The sequence below is a fragment of the Enterobacter cloacae complex sp. CDL013 genome, assembly GCF_049238805.1.
GTDB classification, from domain to species: Bacteria; Pseudomonadota; Gammaproteobacteria; order Enterobacterales; family Enterobacteriaceae; genus Enterobacter; species Enterobacter hormaechei_C.
This window is the reverse complement of sequence record NZ_JBMKGT010000004.1, coordinates 420,482-444,382: the sequence shown is the minus strand read 5'-3', so window position 1 is coordinate 444,382 and position 23,901 is coordinate 420,482. Positions and strand designations below refer to the sequence as shown.

The window sequence follows — 23,901 nt, the reverse complement described above, 5'->3', positions numbered from 1 at the left end:
GAGGGGGAAAGGATTACAAACTTCCCGCCGGGCGCGTACGCGCCGCTGACGTCAACGTTCTTCCCGTCTTACGTCCGTCCAGCGTTTCCAGACGCATCTGGAACGGTGGGAACGGCATATCAATTCCGTGCTCGCGGAAGCCAGCCAGAATCAGCTGGTGGATCTCATGGCGCAGCGGCATACGGTGTCCCATCTCGGCGGCGTAGATACGCAGCTCGAAAATCTGGATCCCCTGCTGCAAATCAACCAGGAAGACTTCCGGCGGTGGGTTGTCGATTACCAGCGAACAGCGTTCAGCAGCCGTATACAGGATCTGCGTCACCTCTTCGCTGTTGGCATCCGACGGAGCGGGTACGGTCAGCACCACACGCGTGACGGAGTCGGACAGCGACCAGTTGATAAACTGCTCGGTGATAAATGCCTTGTTCGGGACGATGATCTCTTTACGGTCCCAGTCGCTGATGGTGGTGGCACGGGTGTTGATCCTGGTGACGCTGCCGGTGAGATCGCGGATGGTCACCGTATCACCAATTCGAATCGGCTTTTCAAACAGAATGATCAGACCAGAAACGAAGTTGGCAAAAATCTCCTGTAAACCAAAGCCCAGGCCTACGGTCAGGGCGGCAACCAGCCATTGCAGTTTTGACCATTCGATACCAATCATCGAGAAGCCGACCAGCCCACCAAACAGCATGATTAAATACTTGGTGATGGTGGTGATGGCATAGCCTGTGCCTGGGGTTAAATCCAGATGCTGCAACAGCGCCAGCTCCAGCAAGGCAGGGAAGTTACGTATCAGCTGGGTGGTGATGATCAGCACCAGAATCGCAATCAGCACGGCCCCTAAGGTGATGGGCTCCAGGCTTTCGACTCCCTGCACCGTGGATGTCACATCCCATAAAGAGATGTTCTCCAGGAAGCCAAACGCGGAGTGGATTTCTGACCACAGGTAGATCACCGACAGCAGGGCAACCAGCATCAGAATTGAGCGTACCAGCCGCAGGGACTGGGTACTTATCGCATCCAGATCCAGTTCGACGTCATCAGCGTCTGTAGTCCCTTCGGTGCTGTTGACGTGGTTTGGCTCTTCCTCACCCCGCGCGCGCTGGGCCAGAATTTCTGCACGACGATGTTTAGCACGGTCAAACGCCAGACGACGACGCTGGATCAGCATGCCGCGGCGGATAACATGGTAGACCACCAGCAGCAGGAACCAGATGGCCACCGACGTTTCCAGTCGGGCGAGCAGCGCCTGCGACGTGGCGAGATAACCGACCGCTGCCGCCAGCATCGCCGCCAGCGGCGCGCTGAGCAGCAGGTTCCACAGCAGACGGTTTAACATGTTATCGCCGCTGCCGGTCTTGTCGAGATAGAGCGGGATCCCGGCGCGTTTCAGGCTGAGCGTCACTACCGCTAACGCCCCGCAGATCAGCATAAAGCACAGCCGTCCCAACGAGCCGGAGAACTCCCGGTCATTGAGATTATCGAACATGATCAACGCCATAATCAGCGGCACAATCAGCCCGATACTCATCAGGTAGTAACGCATCGCCCGCGCAACGCGATTACGCGGCCAGCCAAAGTGAGCGATGAACAGACCATTTGGCCGCGCAAACGTGGCGCAAATCATCACCACCCACAGCAGCGGGACGGTGGCGGTCACGCCATCGCCAATCGCGACGGCAAGCGGGTAGGGCCAGGCTTCACGCAGTCCGTATCCGAGCGTCATCCACAGCACCGGCAGCGGAGACGCGACCAGAATTGACCAGAACACCGTACGCAACGTCAGCCAGAAGTGATCCTGGGTTACTTTTCCCACTCGGGCGCTGGAGCGCTCAAGGAAACGGGTAAAGTGACGACGGGAATAAATACTGAAGCCCACCAGAATCAGCGCCCCCAGCAACGGGAAGATAGTCTCCTTACTGGTTATCATCATTACGCTGGCGAGGCCCAGCTGGCTAAAGGTGTCCAGCGAAATGAGGCGGCGCAGATCCTGCACGATCTCAATCGGCCAGGCGAAGGTCATCGGCCGCACGTCGGACGTCCAGAAAAGGTAACGGTGCGTGGCTTCGTTGACCTCTTTCAGCGCATCCTCCAGCTGGCTATTCGAGACTTTCAGCTTGGTCAGCTCAAGGATCAGCGTATCGCCCCCCTGCAACAGGGAATTGAGCAGTTCGCGTTGGGTGCGCAGCTGCGCTTCCAGAATACGACTTTGCTCGCCGGTGAGCGGCTGTCCGTCAGCCTGACGGATCTGGCGGATTTGCGGCTGCTTGTTGAGGAGATCTTCATAATGAAGACGCTGAACACGCAGCTGCGCCATCTCCGTATCAAGCTGCTGTGGTTTTGGCATCTCTGGCAGACGGGCCACCTGCGCGCGTAACGCTTCGCCCAACAGGTTAGACGAGCCAAGCCACTGGGACTGTTCACGCAGCGTGTTGAGTGCCTGACGAACCTGAAGGGTTTGATTGGTAGCCTGACGCTGCTGCGAGGCCACCAAATCCATGCGCTGCGCCTGCTGATTCAGCGCAGCAGAAAGCTCGCGGTTAACCTTAAACTGGGCGACGATGCTGTCGGGCAGGTTAGCGCTGTTTTCGGCCAGTAACTCTGTGCTTTCCAGAGCACGTTCAGCTTCACGCTGACGCTGGCTGTTGAGTTGATTTCTCAGCGCCTGGAGATACGCATCCAGCTGCTGGCTCTGCTTCTGCGCCAGCTCGGAACGCATCCGCGACAGCTCCTGGCGGTTGTTAGCGGAAAGCTGCGCCAGCTCCAGTTCATCAACCAGGGCTTTTAGTCTGGCGGATTCCGCCTGCAACCCAAGATTTTGCGCCTGATTCTGCGGTGTGCTGCCTGTCTGCGTCCCGATGCGGCGTTCCACCTCATTTAACTGACGGCGGGCATCGGTTTGCTGCTGTGGAAGCTGACTGAGGGAATCGGCAATTTCACGCGCCCGTTCCTGCTCCTGCTGCGCCAGACGGCTTTTTTCCAGCAGCTGGCTGCTGACTTGCAGGATCTCCTGATTCAGCGCCTCGGACGTCATCCCCGCGGGGACCTGGCGTGGTTCATCGCGCAGGTTGTTTAGCTGCGAGCGCAGGGTCTGAGAGAGTTTGGGGAAATTGTCGATAACCTGTTGATACTGCTGCGCGCGCTCAAGGGAACCCTTTCGTTCCTCAAGCGCGTTCAGTGCAGACTGGAGTGACTCAACGGTCTCCGGCTGAGCGGGTTTTGCCGCTTTTGCCTGCTCCAGCTCCTGGGTTATCTGTTTGGCGTCGGGGGCCGTCGCTGCGTACGCCCCCATGCTGAGGCACCAGGCCATCAGTAATACGATAATCGGGCGCACGTCAGCGATCCTTCTGTTGTTAGCCTTCGTCTTTTTTGTCGTCAACCAGCGGGCTGGCGTCGTGCTCGGCTTTGATCTCATCTTCCGGCAACGGGGCTGGCGCAACGTCTGGTGTTGCAAAGACCTCCGTCGATACTGCCAGAGGCTGGCCGAGTTTGGTCACGGACAGGCTTTCCAGCTCGTCGACCAGGTTAACTTTGCCCGGAGCGAACAGGTTGATGACCGTTGAGCCCAGCTTGAAGCGGCCCATTTCCTGACCTTTCAGCAGGGCCACAGAACCTTCTTCTTCGCCGGCAGGCCAGGTCCAGCGCTTGATCACGCCTTCGCGTGGCGGAGTAATGGTGCCCGCCCAGACGGTTTCGATGCTGCCTACAATGGTAGCACCCACCAGAATCTGCGCCATTGGGCCAAATTCAGTATCAAACAGGCAGATGACGCGCTCGTTACGGGCAAACAGGTTAGGAACGTTTTGCGCCGTCAGGTGATTGACGGAGAACAGATCCCCCGGCACGTAGATCATCTCGCGCAGAATACCGTTACACGGCATATGCACGCGGTGGTAATCGCGCGGGGAGAGATAGGTGGTCGCGAAAGTCCCGTTACGGAACAGATCGGCCATTATGTAGTTACCGGCCAGCAGCGCTTCCAGGCTGTAGTTATGGCCTTTCGCCTGCAAAATTTTGTCGTTTTCAATTTTACCCAGCTGGCTGATCACGCCGTCCGCTGGCATCACCAGCACGTTCGGGTCGGTATTCAGCGGACGCACTTCGTCGCGCAGCGGACGCACAAAAAATTCGTTGAAGGTACGATAGCTTGCCGTATCCGGCTTCTGCGCTTCTTTCATGTCGACCTTGTAGTATTTCACGAACAGGTCGATGACCAGTTTGGTCAGCCAGCCCGCTCGTTTGCTCGCGCCCCAGCCCGCCAGGCGAGTGAGCCACAGTTTCGGCAGAATGTATTGAAGCGAAAGTTTAAATGAGTTTAACAAGGTAGCCTCCAGGCCATTGTTTTGTCGTTCCTGATCCGGCATTACGCTGCCGGAACCTGAAAAAAAGGGGACGATTTTAGCGACGCTTAGCTTAGTTGTCAGTTATCAGAATCAGAAAAGTTTTTACGCGTTTTTACCTGATCCATGCTTTCGAGAATGCGGTGGTAATTTTCGAAACGGGTTTCCGCAATTTCACCGTTCTCCACCGCTTCGCGGATGGCGCAGCCCGGATCGTTGTCATGTTTACAGTCGCGGTATTTGCAAGCGCCTAAATAGTCATGGAATTCGACAAATCCGTTAAAGATTTGTTCCGGCTCGAGGTGCCAGAGACCAAATTCACGCACGCCCGGGGAGTCAATCACATCGCCGCCGTGCGGGAAGTGATAGAGACGTGAGGCGGTGGTGGTGTGCTGGCCCAGCCCGGAGACGTCAGACACATCGTTGGTCAGGATCTCCTGCTGAAGACCGAGCAAATTGTTAAGCAGGCTCGATTTCCCCACGCCGGACTGCCCTGCAAAGATGCTGATGCGGTCGGTTAGCGCATCTTCCAGCGGCTTCAGGCCGTCTTTGGTGCGGCTGGAAACCATCAACACGCGATAGCCAATGTTGCGGTAAATATCCATCTGCTCATTGACAAAGGCCATGGCCTCGTCATCCAGCAGATCGATTTTATTCAGCACAATAAGCGGTTCAACCTGTAGCGTTTCGCAGGCCACCAGATAACGGTCAATAATGTTGAGTGAAAGCTCAGGCAAAATCGCCGAAACGATCACGATCTGGTTAATGTTGGCGGCAATGGGCTTCACGCCGTCGTAGAAATCCGGACGGGTCAGAACCGACGTGCGTTCATGCACGGCTTCAACGATACCTTTAACCGTTACCCCTTCTGCCGCCTCTTTGCCTGGACGCCAGACCACGCGGTCACCGGTCACCAGGGAACGGATGGTGCGACGGATATTGCAACGGTGGATATCCCCGTCGGCAGATTCGACATCGGCGTGCATGCCGAAGCGGCTAATCACAACGCCTTCTGTCGCTTCGCCAAACAGGTTGTCGTCGTAATCGGGCTTCTCCGTAGTGGTTTTAAGACGGCGCTGGTGATTTGCATTCACGCGGCGCTGCTGCCCTTTGGAGAGTTTATTTTTACTCAATCGCGCTGGCTCCTGGTCGCCCGTAGCGGGCAAAACCTCTATGATACACTCTAATTAATACTAGTTAACCTGCTACTGCCGGTTATGCGAGAAGGGTGGAAAATAACATGAGCGCGGACGAAAACAACCTGATTTGGATCGATCTGGAGATGACCGGCCTTGATCCCGAGCGCGATCGCATTATTGAGATCGCCACACTGGTCACCGATGCCAACCTCAATATTCTGGCGGAAGGCCCAACGATTGCCGTGCACCAGTCCGATGACCAGCTTGCGCTGATGGATGAGTGGAACGTGCGTACCCATACCGGCAGCGGGCTGGTGGAACGCGTGAAGGCCAGCACCCTGGGCGACCGCGAAGCGGAGCTGGCGACGCTTGAATTTCTGAAGCAGTGGGTGCCGGCAGGAAAATCGCCTATCTGTGGCAACAGCATTGGTCAGGATCGTCGTTTCCTGTTTAAGTACATGCCGGAGCTGGAGTCCTACTTCCACTACCGCTATCTGGATGTGAGCACCCTGAAAGAGCTGGCCCGCCGCTGGAAACCGGAAATTCTCGACGGCTTCACAAAGCAGGGGACGCACCAGGCGATGGATGACATCCGTGAGTCTGTTGCGGAGCTGGCGTACTATCGCGAAAACTTTATTAAGCTCTGATTTTGCGATCCGGCGCCTTGCGTGGCCGGGTTTTTGTCGCTAAATTGTTCAGCTTGCCGATTAAATAAGCACTTGAACTGAATTTCAAAAAAATCGCTTTGAGGGGGGTTGCAGCTAAACGGATTTCTCGTATAATGCGCCTCCCGTAACGACAGAGAATTACACGTTACGACAGCAACAAAAGCAGTACAGATTTGCGGGAATAGCTCAGTTGGTAGAGCACGACCTTGCCAAGGTCGGGGTCGCGAGTTCGAGTCTCGTTTCCCGCTCCAAAATTTGAAAAGTATCGCAAGATACGCCAGCACCAGAACACCCAAGCGGGAATAGCTCAGTTGGTAGAGCACGACCTTGCCAAGGTCGGGGTCGCGAGTTCGAGTCTCGTTTCCCGCTCCAAAATTTGAAAGTATCGCAAGATACGCATAGCACCAGAACACCCAAGCGGGAATAGCTCAGTTGGTAGAGCACGACCTTGCCAAGGTCGGGGTCGCGAGTTCGAGTCTCGTTTCCCGCTCCAAATTCTTCTTCATCTCCAGATTATCCACAGCGAAGTGCTTCGTTGGGGACGTTTTCTGTTGTATCTGAAATACTCTTGTGAACAGAGTTATCCACAGAAACCGTGATAAAATCAGTCTGTACGAAATGTTAGCAGGGTGAATAATATCTTCGTAATTCCCTGTAATTTATGAAGAAAATTTGATTTCAAAATGTTATTGAGATCACTTGACCTGTTTGCCAGAGCTGATGGCGCCTGAATTCTTATTTTTACTCACAGCCTGTGAATATATCACACATCCCGCGGCAGCCCTTTTTCAATCACCCTGACCAGACGCTGTTTCTTCGGTAACTGCACTTCAACTATGCCTGCATTTCGCTTCTCAATTTGCTGCGCAATCGCCCATTCTATGTGCTCATCAAGAAGTGGGTGCTCACCTCTGCGGCTTTCGAGCGCCTGAAGATTTGCCTCATCCCACGGGGCATTCCCCAGCGCAACGGCCACATTACGCAGCCAGCGCAGGTGGCCGATACGACGTATGGCGGAACCCTCCGTCACCTTCAGGAACCAGGCTTCGCTCCAGGCGAACAGTTCGATCAACTGCGGGGCATGTAACGCCTTGCGCGGACTGAAGTCTTCTTCGTCCGTCAACTGTGAATAACGGTTCCACGGACAAATCAGCTGACAGTCATCACAGCCGTAGATGCGGTTGCCAATAAGCGGACGAAACTCCTCTGGAATAGCGCCTTCCAGCTCGATAGTGAGATAAGAGATACAGCGGCGCGCATCAACGGTATACGGTTCGACAATCGCGCCCGTCGGGCAGATGGTCATACAGGCCACACAGCGGCCACAACCTTCTTCCACCGGACTGTCTACCGGAAGAGGTAAATCAATCAGTAGTTCACCCAGGAAAAAGAATGAGCCCGCGTCGCGGCTTAAGATAAGTGAGTGCTTACCTGTCCAGCCGAGCCCGGCTTTTTCGGCGATCGGGCGCTCAAGAATAGGCGCAGAATCGACAAAGGGTCTAAAATTCAGCGAAACACAGTGCTGCTGAATGGTTTCCCCGAGCTTTTTTAGACGGTTGCGCAGAAGTTTGTGGTAATCACGCCCCAGCGCGTATCGGCTGACGTAACCCAGAGAGGGATTTTTTAGCGTGCGCGCAAAGGCCGCGTTAGCGGGCAGATAGTTCATGCGTACGCTAATAACGCGCAGCGTACCCGGCAACAGCTCGTGGGGGCGGGCACGCATCATACCGTGACGCGCCATCCACTCCATCTCGCCGTGGTATTGTTTATCCAGCCATGCCTGGAGCTTAGGCTCACTGGCAGAGAGGTCGGTGTCAGTAATACCGACCTTCTGGAAGCCCAGTTCAGCACCCCACTGTTTTATTTTTTGCGCTAATTCATTGAGATCGAGGGGCTGTGACATGACGGACCATACTGTGAAGAAAAACCCCGCAAGTATACCACATTCCATCTGGCATGCGGATGACCTCCGTCGGGCCGAGAAAGAGGCCGCAGATAGCCTCGGCATTACCCTTTACGAACTGATGCAGCGCGCGGGCGAGGCGGCGTTTAACGTGGCGCGCACGGCTTATCCTGATGCCTCGCACTATCTGATCCTGTGCGGGCACGGCAATAACGGTGGCGATGGCTATGTGGTGGCTCGTCTTGCGGTGGCGGCGGGGCTGCGCGTCACCCTGATGACGCTGGAGAGCGACAAGCCGCTACCGGAAGAGGCTGGCATGGCGAGAGAAGCCTGGCTGAATGCGGGGGGCATTATTCATGCGCCTGATATTATCTGGCCCGAGGATGTCGACGTGATTGTTGATGGTCTGCTGGGGACGGGACTGATGCGCGCGCCTCGCGATGACGTCGCCGCGCTGATTACGCGCGCTAATGCGCACCCCGCCCCGGTGGTAGCGCTGGATATTCCCTCCGGCCTGATGGCACAAACCGGCGCGACGCCGGGCGTGTCGATTGAGGCGGCGCACACCGTGACCTTTATCGCCCTGAAGCCGGGGCTGCTTACCGGGAAAGCGCGGGATGTCGTGGGCACGTTACACCACAACGCCCTGGGGCTGGAAAACTGGCTGATCGGACAGGATACCCACATCACCCGCTTTGATGCCTCCCAGCTTGCACAGTGGCTACCGCCGCGTCGTCCCACCTCCCATAAGGGTGACCATGGCCGACTGCTGATTATTGGTGGCGATCATGGCACGGCAGGTGCGATTCGAATGACCGGAGAGGCCGCGTTGCGCAGCGGCGGCGGATTAATACGCGTGCTGACCCGCAGCGAAAACATTCCGCCCATTATTACCGCGCGGCCGGAGCTGATGGTCCACGAGCTTACCCCGCAGGCGATTGAAGAGGGTCTTGAGTGGGCGGACGTGGTGGTCATTGGTCCGGGCCTGGGTCAGCAGGAGTGGGGTAAACAGGCCCTGCAAAAGGCCGAGAATTTTCGTAAACCGATGCTCTGGGATGCCGACGCGCTTAACCTTCTGGCAATAAACCCGGATAAGCGTCACAATCGCATTCTGACGCCGCACCCCGGCGAAGCCGCACGGCTGCTTAACTGTAGCGTGGCAGAAATTGAAAGCGATCGCTTACTTTCAGCCCAACGTCTGGTAAAACGTTACGGAGGTGTTGCCGTTTTGAAAGGGGCGGGAACCGTTATCGCCAGCGATGATGCGATGGGCATCGTTGATGCCGGTAATGCAGGCATGGCGAGCGGCGGCATGGGCGATGTGCTCTCCGGCATCATTGGCGCATTGCTCGGACAGAAACTTCCCCCTTATGATGCAGCCTGTGCGGGCTGCGTGGCCCACGGTGCGGCGGCTGACAGGCTGGCTGCTCGTTACGGAACGCGCGGTATGCTGGCCACCGATCTTTTTTGCACGCTGCGGCGTGTTGTTAACCCGGATGTGATTGACGTAGAAAATGACTAATCGAGCGATTCCTTTACCTGATGAACAAGCCACTTTAGATCTCGGCAAGCGCGTGGCGCAGGCCTGTCAGGGGGCGACCGTCATTTATCTGTATGGTGATTTAGGCGCGGGTAAAACAACCTTCAGCCGTGGCTTTTTGCAGGCGTTAGGCCATAACGGGAACGTAAAAAGCCCGACCTACACGCTGGTGGAACCGTACACGCTTGAAAATATCATGGTGTACCACTTTGATTTATATCGTCTTGCGGACCCGGAGGAGCTGGAATTTATGGGGATCCGCGATTACTTTGCCAACGACGCCATCTGCCTGGTGGAGTGGCCGCAACAAGGTGCGGGTGTGCTGCCTGACCCGGATGTCGAAATTCACTTAGATTACCAGGCACAAGGGCGTGAGGCACGCATCAGTGCGGTTTCCTCATCAGGCTGTTCCTTACTGGCGCGTTTAGCCGGTTGAGCGTAGGGATAACGGGATGATTAATCGCGTTAAAGGTTGGGTGCTGGCTGCCACGGTCCTGCTGTGCGCGCAGGTCGGGGCGGCCAGCCTCTCGGATATTCAGGTGTCGAATGGCGATAGCCAGGCCCGCATTACGTTCAGCTTTATGGGCGATCCTGAATATGCTTTCTCACAAATCGACAGCCGCAGCGTGGCGCTCGATATTAAACAGACCGGGGTGATCCAGGGGCTGCCGCTCCAGTTCAGCGGCAACAATCTGGTGAAAAGCATCCGTTCGGGAACGCCGAAGGATACGCAGTCTCTGCGTCTGGTGGTCGATCTCACCGAAAAGGGCAAAACGAAGGCGGTTAAGCAGCAAAACGGCGCCAATTATACGGTGGTCTTTACCATTAATGCTGATGTTCCGCCGCCGCCACCGCCTGCACCTGTTGTAGCAAAACGCGTGGAAGCGCCGGTTTATACCCCAAGGCCGTCTGAGCCAGCCCGTAATCCGTTTAAATCACAAAATGACCGACTTACCGCCGTGACCAGCAGCAACACGGTGACGCGTCCGGCGGTCAGCGCGCGGCGAACACCGGTCAGTGGCGACAAAGTGATTATCGCCATCGACGCCGGACACGGCGGGCAAGATCCTGGCGCGATTGGCCCGGGCGGCACGCGGGAGAAAAACGTCACTATCGCCATTGCCCGTAAGCTGCGTGCGCTTCTGAATGACGATCCGATGTTTAAAGGGGTCATGACCCGCGACGGAGATTACTTTATTTCAGTGATGGGACGCTCGGATGTGGCGCGTAAGCAAAACGCCAACTTCCTGGTGTCGATTCACGCGGATGCTGCGCCGAACCGTAACGCCACCGGCGCGTCGGTATGGGTGCTGTCGAACCGTCGAGCCAACAGTGAAATGGCGAACTGGCTTGAAGAGCACGAGAAGCAATCTGAACTGTTAGGTGGGGCAGGCGATGTGCTGGCAAACAGCCAGGCCGATCCGTATCTCAGCCAGGCGGTACTGGATTTACAGTTCGGTCATTCTCAGCGCGTCGGGTATGATGTCGCCACTAACGTACTGAGCCAGCTGCAAAGCATTGGATCGCTGCATAAGCGTCGCCCGGAGCATGCAAGCCTTGGTGTCCTGCGTTCGCCGGATATCCCGTCGATTCTGGTAGAGACGGGCTTTATCAGTAACCATGGTGAAGAGCGTTTACTGGGAAGCGACAGCTATCAGCAGCAAATTGCCGAAGCGATTTATAACGGTCTGCGTAAATACTTTGACGCGCATCCGCTTCAGTCTGCGCCGCAGGGCGGGGCAGCCCAGACGGCAAGCGCCGCGCTGCCGGGTGAAATGACCGCGACTAATTAAGGAGAGTTCATGCCGATTCAGGTTCTACCGCCGCAGCTCGCGAACCAAATCGCCGCCGGTGAGGTGGTGGAACGCCCTGCGTCGGTGGTGAAGGAACTGGTGGAAAACAGCCTCGATGCAGGGGCGACCCGCATTGATATCGATATCGAACGCGGGGGCGCAAAGCTTATTCGCATTCGTGATAACGGCTGTGGCATCAAAAAGGACGAACTGGCGCTGGCGCTGGCGCGTCATGCCACCAGTAAAATTGCCTCACTTGACGATCTGGAAGCGATAATCAGCCTGGGTTTTCGCGGCGAAGCGCTGGCCAGTATCAGCTCCGTTTCCCGCTTAACGTTGACCTCCCGCACGGCCGACCAGCAGGAAGCCTGGCAGGCCTACGCCGAAGGGCGCGATATGGACGTCACGGTTAAACCTGCGGCGCACCCGGTAGGCACCACGCTTGAAGTGCTGGATCTCTTCTATAACACGCCCGCCCGGCGCAAGTTTATGCGAACCGAGAAGACCGAATTCGGACATATCGACGAGATCATCCGCCGCATCGCGCTGGCGCGCTTTGATGTCACCCTCAACCTCAGCCATAACGGTAAGGTGATGCGCCAGTATCGCGCGGTGGCGGAGGGTGGACAAAAGGAGCGTCGGTTGGGCGCCATCTGCGGCACACCGTTTCTGGAAAAGGCGCTGGCCATTGAGTGGCAGCATGGCGATCTGGCCCTGCGTGGCTGGGTTGCCGATCCGAACGCCATCAGCGCCGCGTTCGCAGAAATTCAGTATTGCTACGTCAACGGCCGCATGATGCGCGACCGCCTGATTAACCACGCTATTCGACAGGCCTGCGAAGATAAGCTCGGCGCCGATCAACAGCCCGCCTTTGTGCTTTATCTGGAGATCGACCCGCACCAGGTTGACGTTAACGTGCACCCCGCCAAGCACGAGGTGCGTTTCCACCAGTCGCGCCTGGTGCATGATTTCATCTACCAGGGCGTTGCCGCTGTATTGCAGCAGCAGGCAGAGCCAGAGTTGCCGCTGGCAAAAGAAGCGCCCGCGCCGCGCCCACTGCCGGAAAACCGCGTGGCGGCCGGGCGTAACCATTTTGCCGAACCGGCGGTCGCGCGCGAGCCGGCTGCTCCACGTTTATCCCCGGCGGGCAACGCGCCGCGACCAACCGGTGCCAACTATCCCAACGCTCAGCCGGGCTACCACAAACAGCAGGGGGCGCTGTACCGCAAACTGCTGGATACGCCGGCGGTGGAGCATAAAGAGCACATCACGGTTTCAACCCCCTCTCTGGATGGGCATAGCCAGAGTTTTGGTCGGGTATTGACCATTATTGCTCCCGACATGGCGTTGCTTGAACGCGAAGGTAAACTGCTGTTGCTGGCGCTTTCCGTGGCGGAGCGCTGGCTCAAACAGGCGCAGTTAACCCCGGGGGTGAATGCCGCCTGCGCGCAGCCGCTGTTGATCCCCGTTCGCCTGAAAATATCCCCTGAAGAAACAGGGGTTTTGCGGCGCGTGCAGACGCAACTGGCCGAAATGGGGATTGAAATCGTACTGGACGCGCAGCATGTGACAATTCGCGCAGTGCCTTTACCCTTACGCCAACAAAATTTACAAAACTTGATTCCTGAACTGATAGGCTACCTGGCGCAGCAAACGACGTTTGATGCCGCCGATACCGCGCAGTGGATCGCCCGCCATCTGGCCAGCGAGCATGCACCGTGGAGTATGGCGCAGGCGATTACCGTTCTGGCGGAGGTGGAGCGCCTCTGTCCACAGCTGGTGAAAGCGCCTCCAGGTGGTTTGTTACAACCTGTTGATTTACAAACGGCGATGACCGCCCTGAAACATGACTGATGTAAGTAAGGCGAGCCTGCCAAAGGCGATTTTTCTAATGGGGCCAACGGCCTCCGGCAAAACGGCGTTAGCCATTGAGTTACGTAAAGTTTTGCCAGTAGAGTTGATTAGCGTTGATTCAGCCCTCATCTACCGAGGGATGGACATCGGCACGGCGAAGCCCAACGCAGACGAACTGCGTGCGGCACCGCACCGTTTACTGGATATTCTCGACCCGGCACAGGCTTACTCCGCGGCAGATTTTCGCCGCGACGCCTTAGCCGAGATGGCCGAGATTACCGCCGCGGGACGCATACCGCTGTTAGTTGGCGGCACGATGCTCTACTTTAAGGCGCTGCTGGAGGGGTTATCGCCTCTGCCATCGGCCGATCCGGAAGTGAGAGCGAAGATTGAGCGGCAGGCGGCAGAGCAGGGGTGGGACGTTTTGCACAGGCAACTGGAAGAGATTGACCCGGTTGCCGCAGCGCGGATCCACCCAAACGATCCGCAAAGGCTTTCCCGGGCACTGGAAGTTTTTTTCATTTCGGGTAAAACTTTAACGGAACTGACGCAAACGTCAGGAGACGCTCTGCCGTATCAGGTGCATCAGTTCGCCATCGCCCCGGCGAGCCGTGAACTGCTCCATCAACGAATTGAGCAGCGTTTTCATCAGATGTTGGCTTCAGATTTTGAAGCAGAAGTGCGGGCGCTTTTTGCCCGTGGAGATTTGCATACGGACATGCCTTCCATTCGTTGTGTGGGGTACCGCCAGATGTGGTCGTATCTTGAAGGCGAGATTTCATACGATGAAATGGTTTATCGAGGTGTTTGCGCCACGAGACAGTTAGCGAAGCGCCAGATCACCTGGTTACGCGGTTGGAAGGGGGTTCACTGGTTAGACAGTGAAAAACCACAACAGGCGTTAAACGAAGTGATTGAGGTTATTGGTGATATCGCTGACTGAATGTGTACAATTAAGCCGTATCGTGCGCAATTTTTCAGAATCGCAAGGTTCTAAGTACAAAACAAGCATATAAGGAAAAGATAGAATGGCTAAGGGGCAATCTTTACAAGATCCGTTCCTGAACGCATTGCGTCGGGAGCGTGTTCCAGTTTCTATTTATTTGGTGAATGGTATTAAGCTGCAAGGTCAGATTGAGTCTTTCGATCAGTTCGTGATCCTGTTGAAAAACACGGTCAGCCAGATGGTCTATAAGCACGCGATTTCTACTGTTGTTCCGTCCCGTCCGGTATCTCATCACAGCAATAACGCTGGCGGCGGCACTGGCAGTAACTACCATCACGGCAGCAACGCGCAGGGTTCTTCAACACCAGCGCAGGACAGCGAAGAAACCGAATAAGGTTTTGGGCTGTTATCCACACGGGGAGCCAGGGATCCTGCGTTCCCCGCTGATCTTTTTAGAGAGGTTTACGCTTGTTTGACCGTTATGACGCCGGTGAGCAGGCGGTGCTGGTACACATCTATTTTTCGCAAGACAAAGATATGGAAGACCTCCAGGAGTTTGAATCTCTGGTCTCTTCCGCCGGTGTCGAAGCAATGCAGGTGATTACCGGTAGCCGTAAAGCGCCGCACCCGAAGTATTTTGTAGGTGAAGGTAAAGCAGTAGAAATTGCGGATGCCGTAAAAGCAACCGGCGCATCTGTTGTGCTGTTTGATCATGCGCTGTCTCCGGCTCAGGAACGTAACCTGGAAGCTCTCTGCGAATGCCGTGTTATCGATCGCACGGGGTTGATCTTAGATATTTTTGCTCAGCGTGCGCGTACCCACGAGGGTAAGTTGCAGGTTGAGCTGGCGCAGTTGCGCCATCTGGCGACGCGTCTGGTGCGTGGCTGGACACACCTTGAAAGACAAAAAGGCGGGATTGGTTTGCGCGGCCCGGGTGAAACCCAGCTCGAAACCGACCGCCGTTTACTGCGTGGGCGTATTACCCAGATCCTTTCACGTCTGGAACGTGTAGAGAAACAGCGCGAACAGGGGCGTCGGGCGCGAACGAAAGCTGACATCCCAACGGTGTCGCTGGTGGGCTATACCAACGCCGGTAAATCCACTCTGTTTAACCAGATAACCGAGGCCCAGGTATATGCCGCAGACCAGCTGTTTGCGACCCTGGACCCAACCCTGCGCCGTATTGACGTCGCAGACGTGGGTGAAACTGTGCTGGCGGATACCGTAGGGTTTATTCGCCATCTGCCGCACGATCTGGTCGCGGCGTTTAAAGCGACGTTGCAGGAGACGCGTCAGGCGACCCTGCTACTGCATGTGATTGATGCGGCTGACGTACGCGTGCAGGAGAACATCGACGCGGTGAACGTGGTGCTCGAAGAGATCGACGCCCACGAAATTCCCACCCTGTTGGTGATGAACAAGATCGATATGCTGGACGATTTTGAACCGCGTATTGACCGAGACGAAGAGAACAAACCGATTCGGGTCTGGCTGTCTGCTCAGGCCGGGATTGGTGTGCCACTGCTTTTCCAGGCTTTGACAGAACGTCTTTCCGGTGAGGTAGCTCAGCACACGCTGCGACTGCCGCCACAGGAAGGCAGGCTGCGCAGCCGGTTTTATCAGCTTCAGGCGATAGAAAAAGAGTGGATGGAGGATGACGGCAGCGTGGGGATGCAGGTGCGTATGCCGATCGTTGACTGGCGTCGCCTCTGTAAACAAGAACCTGCGCTGGCGGACTATATCGTCTGATCAGAAAGGGGAAGCCTGAAAAATTCGCCCTTGCATAACAAATATGGAGCATATACATGGCGTGGAATCAGCCCGGTAATAACGGACAAGACCGCGACCCGTGGGGAAGCAGCAATAATCAAGGCGGCAACTCTGGGGGAAATGGCAACAAAGGTGGTCGCGAGCAGGGGCCGCCGGATCTGGATGATATCTTCCGCAAACTGAGCAAAAAGCTTGGTGGCCTTGGCGGAGGAAAAGGTTCTGGCTCGGGTGGCAATTCCACTCAGAGTCCGCGCCCGCCAATGGGTGGCCGCGTGGTGGGCATTGTCGCCGCTGCGGTAGTAATCATCTGGGCAGCCAGCGGGTTCTACACCATTAAAGAAGCAGAACGCGGTGTGGTCACCCGTTTCGGTAAGTTCAGCCATCTGGTTGAACCGGGCCTGAACTGGAAGCCGACCTTCATTGATGACGTGACCGCGGTTAACGTGGAGTCCGTTCGCGAACTGGCCGCCTCTGGCGTGATGTTGACCTCTGACGAGAACGTGGTGCGCGTTGAGATGAACGTACAGTACCGCGTGACCGATCCGGAACGTTATCTGTTTAGCGTGACCAGCGCCGATGACAGCCTGCGTCAGGCGACCGACAGCGCCCTGCGTGGCGTGATCGGTAAATACACCATGGACCGTATCCTGACCGAAGGTCGTACCGTTATTCGTAGCGATACCCAGCGTGAGCTGGAAGAGACCATCCGTCCGTACAACATGGGTATCACCCTGCTGGACGTCAACTTCCAGGCTGCACGTCCGCCGGAAGAGGTGAAAGCCGCCTTTGACGATGCGATTGCCGCGCGTGAAAACGAACAGCAGTACATCCGTGAAGCGGAAGCGTACACCAACGAAGTTCAGCCGCGTGCAAACGGTCAGGCGCAGCGTATTCTGGAAGAAGCGCGTGCGTATAAGACCCAGACCATCCTGGAAGCACAGGGTGAAGTGGCTCGCTTCGCGAAGATCCTGCCGGAATATAAAGCCGCGCCGGAAATTACCCGTGAGCGTCTCTATATCGAGACCATGGAAAAAGTGCTGAGCCATACGCGTAAAGTGCTGGTTAACGACAACAAAGGCGGAAACCTGATGGTCCTGCCGCTGGATCAGATGCTGAAAGGCGGTTCTGCACCGGCAGCAAAAGACAACAGCGGTGCGAACAACCTGCTGCGTCTGCCACCGGCCTCGTCTGGCAGCGCCAGCGCGAACACAACGCCTTCTTCGAACGATGGTGACATTATGGACCAACGCCGTGCCAACGCGCAGCGTAACGACTACCAGCGTCAGGGGGAATAAGGATGCGTAAGTCAGTTATTGCGATCATCATCATTGTACTGGTCGTGCTCTACACCTCCATCTTTGTGGTGAAAGAGGGCGAGCGTGGGATCAAGTTCCAGTTCAGCAGCGTCGTGCGTGACGGCGACAAGCGTCCGGTGATTTATGAGCCGGGTCTGCACTTTAAGATCCCGTTCATTCAGTCAGTGAAAACGCTCGATGCGCGTATCCAGACCATGGATAACCAGGCCGATCGTTTCGTGACCAAAGAGAAGAAAGACCTGATCGTTGATTCCTATATCAAATGGCGCATCAGCGATTTCAGCCGCTACTTCCTGGCAACCGGGGGTGGCGACGTTTCTCAGGCAGAAGTGCTGCTGAAACGTAAGTTCTCTGACCGTCTGCGTTCTGAAATTGGTCGTCTGGATGTGAAAGACATTGTGACCGACTCCCGTGGTCGTCTGACGCTGGAAGTGCGTGATGCGCTGAACTCCGGCTCTGCGGGCACCGAGGATGAAGTTGAAACCCCGGCGGCAGACGATGCGATTGCCAAAGCGGCTGAACGTGTTCAGGCTGAAACCAACGGTAAAGTGCCGGTGATCAACCCGAACAGTATGGCGGCGCTGGGCATCGAAGTGGTTGATGTGCGCATCAAGCAGATCAACCTGCCAGCGGAAGTGTCCGAGGCGATCTACAACCGTATGCGCGCCGAGCGTGAAGCGGTAGCCCGTCGTCACCGTTCACAGGGTCAGGAAGAAGCGGAAAAACTGCGCGCGGCAGCGGACTATGAAGTCACCAAGACGCTGGCGGAATCTGAGCGCCAGGGTCGTATCCTGCGCGGTGAAGGTGATGCCGAAGCCGCGAAACTGTTTGCTGATGCATTCAGCCAGGATCCGGACTTCTATGCCTTCATTCGTAGCCTGCGCGCTTACGAGAATAGCTTCAAGAGCAACCAGGATGTGATGGTGCTCAGCCCGGACAGCGATTTCTTCCGTTATATGAAGACGCCGACCAACGCAACGCGATAAACTCAGGCTCGTTTGAGTATTCAAACCACCGCTCTTCACGGAGCGGTGGTTTTCTTTTATAAGGAACAAAAATGAATTCAACGATCTGGCTCGCGCTGGCCCTGGTTTTGGTGCTGGAAGGCCTCGGCCCGATGCTTTATCCGCGCGCATGGCGCCGGATGATCGCCACCATGAGCCAACTGCCGGATAATATTTTGCGTCGTTTTGGCGGTGGTCTTGTGGTTGCTGGTATCGTTATCTACTACATGTTGAGGAAAACGATTGGCTGATCAAAAACTAACCGCAATTGGCATATTTTAGGGTCAAAAAGTGCTGTATATCTGAAAAAGCGATGGTAGAATCCATTTTTAAGCAAACGGTGATTTTGAAAAAAATGGGTAACAACGTCGTCGTACTGGGCACCCAATGGGGTGACGAAGGTAAAGGGAAGATTGTTGATCTTCTGACTGAACGGGCTAAATATGTTGTACGCTACCAGGGCGGTCACAACGCAGGCCATACTCTCGTAATCAACGGTGAAAAAACCGTCCTCCATCTTATTCCATCAGGCATTCTTCGCGAAAACGTCACCAGCATCATCGGTAACGGCGTTGTGCTGTCTCCTGCTGCGCTGATGAAAGAGATGAAAGGTCTGGAAGACCGTGGTATCCCTGTTCGTGAGCGTCTGCTGCTCTCCGAAGCCTGCCCGCTGATCCTGGACTATCACGTGGCGCTGGACGTGGCGCGTGAAAAAGCGCGTGGCGCGAAAGCGATCGGCACTACCGGTCGTGGCATCGGCCCGGCATACGAAGATAAAGTGGCTCGTCGCGGTCTGCGCGTCGGTGACCTCTTCGACAAAGCGACCTTCGCTGAAAAACTGAAAGAAGTGATGGAATATCACAACTTCCAGCTGGTGAACTTCTACAAAGCTGACGCTGTTGACTACCAGAAAGTGCTGGATGACGTCATGGCGATTGCAGACATTCTGACCGGTATGGTTGTTGATGTGTCCGATCTGCTGGACCAGGCGCGCAAGCGTGGCGATTTCGTCATGTTCGAAGGTGCGCAGGGTACGCTGCTGGACATCGACCACGGTACCTATCCGTACGTTACGTCCTCTAACACCACCGCGGGTGGCGTGGCGACCGGCTCTGGCCTGGGTCCACGTTATGTGGATTACGTTCTGGGCATCATCAAAGCGTACTCCACTCGCGTGGGTGCGGGTCCATTCCCGACCGAACTGTTTGATGAAACCGGCGAGTTCCTGTGCAAGCAGGGTAACGAGTTTGGCGCGACCACCGGTCGTCGTCGTCGTACCGGCTGGCTGGACGCCGTTGCCGTACGTCGCGCAGTGCAGATCAACTCCCTGTCTGGCTTCTGCCTGACCAAGCTGGACGTACTGGACGGCCTGAAAGAAGTGAAAATCTGCGTTGGCTACCGCATGCCAGATGGCCGCGAAGTGACCACCACTCCGCTGGCTGCTGACGACTGGGAAGGCATTGAGCCAATCTACGAAACCATGCCGGGCTGGTCTGAGACCACCTTCGGTGTGAAAGAGCGTAGTGGCCTGCCAAAAGCCGCGCTGGACTACATCAAGCGCATTGAAGAACTGACCGAAGTGCCGATCGATATTATTTCTACCGGCCCGGATCGTACTGAAACGATGATCCTGCGCGACCCGTTCGACGCATAATCTTCGTGACTGCTGGCCTGCGGGGAAACCCGTAGGCCGGATAAGCGCAGCGCCATCCGGCGACCGCTCCTGGATCTCCGCTTTTTCGCCCCGTCTGTCAAATAAATTAGCCGCTAACTATCTGGCTGGTTTATCATCATTAATGAATATCTCTGCGGTTTAACCGCGTTTTCCCTTTTTCCTGAGGTTGATGTGCAGTTAACAAGTTTCACCGATTACGGCTTACGCGCGCTGATTTACATGGCGTCGTTACCCGATGGGAAGATGACCAGCATCTCTGAAGTCACAGAGGTGTACGGTGTGTCCCGTAATCATATGGTCAAAATAATCAATCAACTTAGTCGTGCCGGATACGTTGCTGCCGTCCGCGGGAAGAATGGAGGGATCCGTCTCGGTAAACCGGCACAGAGTATCCGTATTGGCGATGTGGTACGTGAACTGGAGCCGCTCTCTCTGGTGAACTGTAGCAGCGCGTTCTGCCACATTACGCCCGCTTGCCGCCTGAAACAGGCGCTTTCAAAGGCCGTGCAAAGTTTTCTCAAGGAACTGGATAACTACACGCTGGCCGATTTGGTTGAAGAGAATCAACCGCTTTATAAATTATTGCTGGTGGAATGAAGAAAATTTCCACCGGAGCTGACAACGGAGGAACCGACATGTCACAAGATCCTTTCCAGGAACGCGAAGCCGAAAAATACGCGAATCCTATCCCCAGCCGCGAGTTCATCATTGAACACTTAACAAAACGCGAAAAACCCGCCAATCGTGAAGAACTTGCCGTTGAATTAAACATTGAAGGTGAAGAGCAAATTGAAGCCCTTCGCCGCCGCCTGCGCGCCATGGAGCGTGACGGGCAGCTGGTCTTTACTCGTCGCCAGTGCTACGCGCTGCCAGAACGCCTCGACCTGCTGAAAGGCACCGTTATTGGTCACCGCGATGGCTTCGGCTTCCTGCGCGTGGAAGGCCGTAAAGACGACCTGTACCTCTCATCTGAACAGATGAAGATGTGTATTCACGGCGACCAGATCCTGGCGCAGCCGCTGGGTGCAGACCGTAAAGGCCGCCGCGAAGCGCGCGTGGTCCGCGTGCTGGTGCCGAAAACCAGCCAGATCGTTGGCCGTTACTTTACCGATGCGGGCGTAGGCTTTGTGGTGCCGGACGACAGCCGTCTGAGCTTCGACATTCTCATCCCGCCTGAAGAGGTGATGGGCGCACGCATGGGCTTTGTGGTGGTGGTTGAACTCACCCAGCGCCCGACCCGCCGTACCAAAGCGGTGGGTAAAATCGTTGAAGTGCTGGGCGATAACATGGGCACCGGCATGGCCGTTGATATGGCGCTGCGCACCCATGAAATTCCGTACGTCTGGCCGAAAGCGGTTGAAGACCAGATCGAAAACCTGCGTGAAGAAGTGCCGGAAGAGTCCAAAGCAGGCCGCGTGGATCTGCGCGATCTGCCGCTGGTCACCATTGATGGTGAAGACGCCCGTGACTTCGATGATGCCGTGTACTGTGAGAAAAAACGTGGTGGTGGCTGGCGTCTGTGGGTGGCTATCGCGGATGTGAGCTACTACGTGCGTCCACACACGCCGCTGGATAACGAAGCGCGCAGCCGCGGTACGTCGGTCTACTTCCCGTCTCAGGTTGTACCGATGCTGCCAGAAGTGCTCTCCAACGGCCTGTGTTCCCTCAACCCGCAGGTGGACCGCCTGTGTATGGTCTGCGAAATGACCATCTCCAGCAAGGGACGTCTGACGGGCTATAAGTTCTACGAAGCAGTGATGAGTTCCCATGCGCGCCTGACCTATACCAAGGTCTGGCATATGTTGCAGGGCGATCAGGATCTGCGCGAACAGTACGCGCCGCTGGTCAAACACATCGAAGAGCTGCACAACCTCTACAAAACGCTGGATCAGGCGCGCGAAGAGCGCGGTGGGATCTCGTTTGAGAGTGAAGAGGCGAAGTTTATCTTTAACGCTGAGCGTCGTATCGAGCGTATCGAGCAGACCCAGCGTAACGATGCGCACAAGCTGATTGAAGAGTGTATGATCCTGGCAAACATCTCGGCGGCACGTTTCGTTGAGAAAGCCAAAGAGCCTGCGCTGTTCCGTATTCACGACAAGCCAACCACGGAAGCCGTAACCTCGTTCCGCTCCGTGCTGGCTGAACTCGGTCTGGAGCTGCCTGGCGGTAATAAGCCTGAGCCACGCGATTACGCCGAGCTGCTGGAATCCATCAGCGATCGTCCTGACGCGGAAATGCTGCAAACCATGCTGCTGCGCTCCATGAAGCAGGCGATTTACGATCCGGAAAACCGGGGCCACTTTGGTCTGGCTTTACAGTCGTACGCGCACTTCACTTCGCCGATCCGCCGTTATCCGGATCTGTCCCTGCACCGTGCGATCAAGTATCTGCTGGCGCACGAGCAGGGTCATAAAGGCAATACGACCGAAACCGGAGGGTATCACTACTCCATGGAGGAGATGCTGCAACTGGGCCAGCACTGTTCCATGACCGAGCGTCGTGCGGATGAAGCAACGCGCGACGTGGCGGACTGGCTGAAGTGTGACTTTATGCTGGATCAGGTGGGTAATATCTTTAAAGGCGTGATTGCCAGCGTCACCGGCTTTGGCTTCTTCGTGCGTCTGGATGAGCTGTTTATCGACGGTCTGGTGCACGTTTCCAGCCTCGATAACGATTACTACCGCTTCGACCAGGTCGGACAACGTCTGATCGGCGAATCCGGCGGCCAGACCTACCGTCTGGGAGATCGGGTGGAAGTGAAGGTTGAAGCCGTGAATATGGACGACCGTAAAATCGACTTCAGCCTCATCTCCAGCGAGCGTGCTCCGCGTAACGTCGGGAAAACCGAGCGTGAGAAAGCGAAAAAAGGTGGCAACGGTAAAGCGGGCGGCAAGCGACGTCAGGCAGGTAAAAGAGTAAACTTTGAGCCAGACAGCGCTTTCCGTGGCGAGAAGAAACAGAAGCCCAAGGCGGAAAAAAAAGACGCTCGTAAAGCGAAAAAACCGTCGACCAAGACCCAAAAAATAGCGGCCGCGACCAAAGCGAAGCGCGCGGCGAAGAAACAGCAGGCGGAGTAATTTCCCCTCACCCTGACCCTCTCCCCAACGGGAGAGGGAAAATATTTATTACGAGAACCATCAATGAGTGAAATGATTTACGGCATCCACGCGGTGCAGGCCCTGCTGGAGCGCGCGCCGGAGCGTTTTCAGGAAGTTTTTATTCTGAAAGGGCGAGAAGATAAACGTCTGATGCCGCTGATCCACGCGCTGGAAGCGCAGGGCGTAGTGATCCAACTGGCGAACCGCCAGTATCTGGATGAGAAAAGCGAAGGAGCTGTACACCAGGGCATTATCGCGCGCGTGAAGCCAGGCCGTCAGTATCAGGAGAACGATCTGCCGGATCTGATCGCTGAGCTGGATAACCCGTTCTTCCTGATCCTTGATGGCGTAACCGACCCGCATAACCTGGGCGCGTGCCTGCGTAGCGCCGATGCAGCAGGCGTGCATGCGGTGATTGTGCCAAGAGATCGTTCCGCGCAGCTTAACGCTACCGCTAAAAAAGTTGCCTGCGGCGCGGCGGAAAACGTTCCGCTGATCCGCGTGACTAACCTGGCGCGCACCATGCGTCTGTTGCAGGAAGAGAATATCTGGATCGTCGGCACAGCCGGTGAAGCGGATCACACCCTGTATCAGAGCAAAATGACCGGCCGCATGGCGCTGGTGATGGGGGCAGAAGGTGAAGGCATGCGTCGTCTGACGCGCGAGCACTGCGACGAGCTGATCAGCATCCCGATGGCAGGCAGCGTGTCGTCCCTGAACGTTTCTGTTGCGACGGGTATCTGCCTGTTCGAAGCGGTGCGTCAGCGCGGGTAGCCTGTTGTGCCGGGTGGCGGCTTCGCCTCACCCGGCCTACAAAAGCATGGTAACGTAGGCCCGCTAAGCGCAGCGCCA

At 56.2% G+C, this 23,901-nt stretch carries 19 protein-coding genes and 3 tRNA genes; 18 read left to right on the top strand and 4 right to left on the bottom strand.

The features are described 5' to 3' along the window. Positions 1-13: 13 nt before the first annotated feature. The 3 genes from mscM to rsgA form a co-directional block, all read right to left on the bottom strand. Positions 14-3,337 (bottom strand): miniconductance mechanosensitive channel MscM, encoded by a 3,324-nt coding sequence (gene mscM / locus ACOTXD_RS10450; RefSeq protein WP_003855962.1) that lies wholly within the window; start codon positions 3,335-3,337, stop codon positions 14-16. 19 nt (positions 3,338-3,356) lie between these two features. Further along, positions 3,357-4,325: an archaetidylserine decarboxylase gene (asd, locus tag ACOTXD_RS10445; protein ID WP_003855963.1), complete on the bottom strand. Its 969-nt coding sequence runs from the start codon at positions 4,323-4,325 to the stop codon at positions 3,357-3,359. Positions 4,326-4,423: 98 nt separating this feature from the next. After that, positions 4,424-5,476, bottom strand: coding sequence for a small ribosomal subunit biogenesis GTPase RsgA (rsgA, locus tag ACOTXD_RS10440; RefSeq protein ID WP_003855964.1), 1,053 nt, complete (start codon positions 5,474-5,476; stop codon positions 4,424-4,426). A 107-nt stretch (positions 5,477-5,583) separates the two neighbouring features. On the opposite strand from rsgA, the gene orn reads away from it, so the two are divergent. The 4 genes from orn to ACOTXD_RS10420 all read left to right on the top strand — a co-directional run bounded on the left by orn (position 5,584) and on the right by ACOTXD_RS10420 (position 6,643). Further along, positions 5,584-6,129, top strand: coding sequence for an oligoribonuclease (gene orn / locus ACOTXD_RS10435; RefSeq protein WP_003855965.1), 546 nt, complete (start codon positions 5,584-5,586; stop codon positions 6,127-6,129). Positions 6,130-6,325: 196 nt separating this feature from the next. Further along, positions 6,326-6,401 (top strand) — tRNA-Gly (locus tag ACOTXD_RS10430). A gap of 45 nt (positions 6,402-6,446) precedes the next feature. Continuing rightward, a tRNA-Gly gene (locus ACOTXD_RS10425) sits at positions 6,447-6,522 on the top strand. 45 nt (positions 6,523-6,567) lie between these two features. Next, positions 6,568-6,643 (top strand) — tRNA-Gly (locus ACOTXD_RS10420). A gap of 270 nt (positions 6,644-6,913) precedes the next feature. Here the strand turns inward: ACOTXD_RS10420 and queG are convergent. Beyond that, positions 6,914-8,053: a tRNA epoxyqueuosine(34) reductase QueG gene (gene queG, locus ACOTXD_RS10415; RefSeq protein ID WP_023324039.1), complete on the bottom strand. Its 1,140-nt coding sequence runs from the start codon at positions 8,051-8,053 to the stop codon at positions 6,914-6,916. On the opposite strand from queG, the gene nnr reads away from it, so the two are divergent. The 14 genes from nnr (at position 8,052) to rlmB (ending at position 23,823) form a co-directional block, all read left to right on the top strand. Continuing rightward, positions 8,052-9,575: a bifunctional ADP-dependent NAD(P)H-hydrate dehydratase/NAD(P)H-hydrate epimerase gene (gene nnr, locus ACOTXD_RS10410; RefSeq protein WP_032608353.1), complete on the top strand. Its 1,524-nt coding sequence runs from the start codon at positions 8,052-8,054 to the stop codon at positions 9,573-9,575. The genes queG and nnr overlap by 2 nt on opposite strands. Beyond that, a complete protein-coding gene (gene tsaE / locus ACOTXD_RS10405) occupies positions 9,568-10,029 on the top strand; it encodes a tRNA (adenosine(37)-N6)-threonylcarbamoyltransferase complex ATPase subunit type 1 TsaE (protein WP_003855970.1) in 462 nt (153 codons plus the stop codon). The genes nnr and tsaE overlap by 8 nt, the downstream gene beginning before the upstream one ends. Positions 10,030-10,045: 16 nt before the next feature. After that, on the top strand, positions 10,046-11,386 hold the full coding sequence (amiB, locus tag ACOTXD_RS10400; protein WP_003855985.1) for an N-acetylmuramoyl-L-alanine amidase AmiB: 1,341 nt from the start codon (positions 10,046-10,048) through the stop codon (positions 11,384-11,386). 9 nt (positions 11,387-11,395) lie between these two features. After that, a complete protein-coding gene (gene mutL / locus ACOTXD_RS10395; RefSeq protein WP_061856184.1) occupies positions 11,396-13,240 on the top strand; it encodes a DNA mismatch repair endonuclease MutL in 1,845 nt (614 codons plus the stop codon). Beyond that, positions 13,233-14,183, top strand: coding sequence for a tRNA (adenosine(37)-N6)-dimethylallyltransferase MiaA (gene miaA / locus ACOTXD_RS10390; RefSeq protein ID WP_003855989.1), 951 nt, complete (start codon positions 13,233-13,235; stop codon positions 14,181-14,183). The genes mutL and miaA overlap by 8 nt, the downstream gene beginning before the upstream one ends. 85 nt (positions 14,184-14,268) lie before the next feature. Continuing rightward, a complete protein-coding gene (gene hfq / locus ACOTXD_RS10385; RefSeq protein ID WP_003855990.1) occupies positions 14,269-14,580 on the top strand; it encodes an RNA chaperone Hfq in 312 nt (103 codons plus the stop codon). Positions 14,581-14,654: 74 nt separating this feature from the next. Next, entirely contained in the window at positions 14,655-15,935 is a 1,281-nt protein-coding gene (gene hflX / locus ACOTXD_RS10380) for a ribosome rescue GTPase HflX (RefSeq protein WP_003855991.1), read from the top strand. Positions 15,936-15,991: 56 nt separating this feature from the next. Beyond that, the gene (gene hflK, locus ACOTXD_RS10375; RefSeq protein WP_003855992.1) at positions 15,992-17,251 is read left to right on the top strand and encodes an FtsH protease activity modulator HflK; all 1,260 of its coding nucleotides are present in this window, start codon (positions 15,992-15,994) and stop codon (positions 17,249-17,251) included. A gap of 2 nt (positions 17,252-17,253) precedes the next feature. Then, positions 17,254-18,258: a protease modulator HflC gene (gene hflC, locus ACOTXD_RS10370; protein WP_003855994.1), complete on the top strand. Its 1,005-nt coding sequence runs from the start codon at positions 17,254-17,256 to the stop codon at positions 18,256-18,258. A gap of 71 nt (positions 18,259-18,329) precedes the next feature. Further along, entirely contained in the window at positions 18,330-18,527 is a 198-nt protein-coding gene (locus ACOTXD_RS10365) for a DUF2065 domain-containing protein (protein ID WP_003855996.1), read from the top strand. 104 nt (positions 18,528-18,631) lie between these two features. After that, positions 18,632-19,930 (top strand): adenylosuccinate synthase, encoded by a 1,299-nt coding sequence (locus tag ACOTXD_RS10360; RefSeq protein ID WP_032628076.1) that lies wholly within the window; start codon positions 18,632-18,634, stop codon positions 19,928-19,930. 192 nt (positions 19,931-20,122) lie between these two features. Then, positions 20,123-20,548 (top strand): nitric oxide-sensing transcriptional repressor NsrR, encoded by a 426-nt coding sequence (gene nsrR, locus ACOTXD_RS10355; RefSeq protein WP_003855998.1) that lies wholly within the window; start codon positions 20,123-20,125, stop codon positions 20,546-20,548. A 38-nt stretch (positions 20,549-20,586) separates the two neighbouring features. After that, positions 20,587-23,028 carry a ribonuclease R gene (gene rnr / locus ACOTXD_RS10350; RefSeq protein ID WP_126501087.1) on the top strand — a complete coding sequence of 814 codons (2,442 nt, stop codon included), beginning with the start codon at positions 20,587-20,589 and terminating at the stop codon, positions 23,026-23,028. Positions 23,029-23,091: 63 nt separating this feature from the next. Further along, the gene (gene rlmB, locus ACOTXD_RS10345) at positions 23,092-23,823 is read left to right on the top strand and encodes a 23S rRNA (guanosine(2251)-2'-O)-methyltransferase RlmB (protein WP_003856001.1); all 732 of its coding nucleotides are present in this window, start codon (positions 23,092-23,094) and stop codon (positions 23,821-23,823) included. The last annotated feature ends 78 nt before the right edge of the window (positions 23,824-23,901 follow it).

Coding starts and splice junctions, on each gene's coding strand:
- ACOTXD_RS10365 (WP_003855996.1), top strand. CDS start 18,330: ATGAATTCAACGATCTGGCTCGCGCTGGCCCTGGTTTTGGTGCTGGAA.
- nnr (WP_032608353.1), top strand. CDS start 8,052: ATGACGGACCATACTGTGAAGAAAAACCCCGCAAGTATACCACATTCC.
- hflC (WP_003855994.1), top strand. CDS start 17,254: ATGCGTAAGTCAGTTATTGCGATCATCATCATTGTACTGGTCGTGCTC.
- queG (WP_023324039.1), bottom strand. CDS start 8,053: ATGTCACAGCCCCTCGATCTCAATGAATTAGCGCAAAAAATAAAACAG.
- amiB (WP_003855985.1), top strand. CDS start 10,046: ATGATTAATCGCGTTAAAGGTTGGGTGCTGGCTGCCACGGTCCTGCTG.
- ACOTXD_RS10360 (WP_032628076.1), top strand. CDS start 18,632: ATGGGTAACAACGTCGTCGTACTGGGCACCCAATGGGGTGACGAAGGT.
- orn (WP_003855965.1), top strand. CDS start 5,584: ATGAGCGCGGACGAAAACAACCTGATTTGGATCGATCTGGAGATGACC.
- rlmB (WP_003856001.1), top strand. CDS start 23,092: ATGAGTGAAATGATTTACGGCATCCACGCGGTGCAGGCCCTGCTGGAG.
- rnr (WP_126501087.1), top strand. CDS start 20,587: ATGTCACAAGATCCTTTCCAGGAACGCGAAGCCGAAAAATACGCGAAT.
- hfq (WP_003855990.1), top strand. CDS start 14,269: ATGGCTAAGGGGCAATCTTTACAAGATCCGTTCCTGAACGCATTGCGT.
- miaA (WP_003855989.1), top strand. CDS start 13,233: ATGACTGATGTAAGTAAGGCGAGCCTGCCAAAGGCGATTTTTCTAATG.
- mutL (WP_061856184.1), top strand. CDS start 11,396: ATGCCGATTCAGGTTCTACCGCCGCAGCTCGCGAACCAAATCGCCGCC.
- tsaE (WP_003855970.1), top strand. CDS start 9,568: ATGACTAATCGAGCGATTCCTTTACCTGATGAACAAGCCACTTTAGAT.
- hflK (WP_003855992.1), top strand. CDS start 15,992: ATGGCGTGGAATCAGCCCGGTAATAACGGACAAGACCGCGACCCGTGG.